The sequence below is a fragment of the Thermogutta sp. genome (assembly GCF_014359955.1).
In the GTDB taxonomy this organism is placed as follows: domain Bacteria; phylum Planctomycetota; class Planctomycetia; order Pirellulales; family Thermoguttaceae; genus Thermogutta.
The window spans coordinates 1-1,751 of the sequence record NZ_JACIYL010000872.1 but is presented as its reverse complement, the minus strand read 5'-3'; the positions used below and the strand labels follow the sequence as shown (position 1 = coordinate 1,751).

The window sequence follows — 1,751 nt, the reverse complement described above, 5'->3', positions numbered from 1 at the left end:
TGCCATTTGCCCAATGGGGATATCCACACCTGCCGGGCTCACGCGAGAAGGTGGCTGAGCAGTTCCCGGCCGATTTTATCAGTGAAGCGATCGATCAAACCCGGGGCTGGTTTTATAGCCTGCTGGCGATCAGCACCTTACTCTTCAGCCCGGAGGAAGGTGCTCCGCCGGATGAGCCCCGTCGTTTCCTGGAAGTGGAAACGCCCTACATTGCATTTCCACATCCCTATCGGCACTGTGTCGTGCTGGGCCTCATGCTCGGCGAAGACGGGCAGAAGATGTCCAAGAGCAAACGCAATTATCGAGAGCCGCAGGAGATTTTTGATCGGTACGGCGCGGATGCTCTGCGCTGGTACTTTTTCGCCAATCAGGCGCCATGGACCTCCATCCGGTACAGCGAGCAGGCCATTCGTGAGAGCATCCCGGAATTTCTCCTCCGTCTCTGGAATGTGTATAGTTTCTTCGTGATTTATGCACGGATCGACGGGTGGGATCCGGCCGAGCTCCTTCGCGGAGAGGCTCGCAATCTCGAACATGAAGTCCTGTCGCAGGGGAAAGGATACCGGCCGATCAAAGAGCGCGCCGAACTGGACCGCTGGGTTCTCAGTGAGTTGTATCGCACCGTTCGCCTTGTTTGTCAGTTTATGGATGAATACGACAACTTCGCCGCCTGCCAGCGAATCACCGAGTTTGTGGATGCGCTTTCCAACTGGTATGTGCGGCGAAGTCGGGCACGCTTCTGGTCGGGTAAACAGGATCAGGACAAACTCGATGCGTACTGGACCCTCTACGAGTGCCTGGTCACTCTGGTCCGTTTGATTGCCCCCTTTGTGCCGTTTTTGGCGGAGGAACTGTGGCAGAATCTCGCCGTGGCTGTGTTCGGTGATCGCGTCCGTCGAAGCGTTCATCTCTGTGATTATCCCGGCGAGTATCCGGAACTTGTTGACGAAGAATTGTGTGGCCTGATGGGGGCCGTGCGCGAAATTGTCTCCCTGGGCCGCGCTGCCCGCATGAACGCCAAATTAAAAGTGCGCCAGCCTCTCGCCAAAGTGGAAATTGTTGTGGCAGATCGCGATCAGTTGGCGTGGCTTCAGGCCCACAGCGAATTGATCGCCGAAGAACTGAACGTCAAGAAAGTGGAATGGCGCGATCGGGCGGACGAGTATGTCTCATACACCGTTCTGCCGGATTTCAAACGACTGGGGCCTCGTTTGGGGAAACTGCTTCCCGCGGTCAAGGAGTGGCTCAGCCGGGCGGACGGCGGTGCCCTCTTACGGGAACTCGAAGAACAGGGTAGGGTAAAAGTGCCTCTGGCCGACCAGGAAATTGTCCTTGATAAAGACGACATACAAATCCGCTTGAACGCCAAGCCCGGGTGGACGGCCGCCCAGGGGAAGGTCGGGGTCGTGGTCATCTCCACGGAATTGACGCCGGAGCTCATCGCCGAAGGGCTCGCGCGCGATTTTGTTCATGCCGTACAGAACCAGCGCAAGGAATTGGACTGCGACTTTACTGACCGGATCGAACTGGGCGTGGTGGCAGACGACAAGGAGGTCCGGCAGGCGCTGCTGGCCCATAAAGATTGGATCATGAGCGAAACTCTCGCCGTTCGGTTCGAGTTCGCGCCACTGGCCGATGCAAGTTCCACCGAGATGAAACTCGGGAACTCGTCGCTCACGGTTTACCTGAAAAGGGTGCCCGCAACAACTCCCGGCAGCCCCGGTTAGCGGGCTCGCTGACGAGACAAAGCC

Annotated in this window: 1 protein-coding gene; it reads left to right on the top strand. The window is 57.7% G+C overall.

Features of this window, described 5'->3' with window-relative positions:
• Positions 1-1,727, top strand: a 1,727-nt coding sequence (locus tag H5U08_RS17760) for a DUF5915 domain-containing protein (RefSeq protein ID WP_297036170.1), incomplete at its 5' end; no start/stop codon positions are given.
• Positions 1,728-1,751 lie beyond the last annotated feature (24 nt).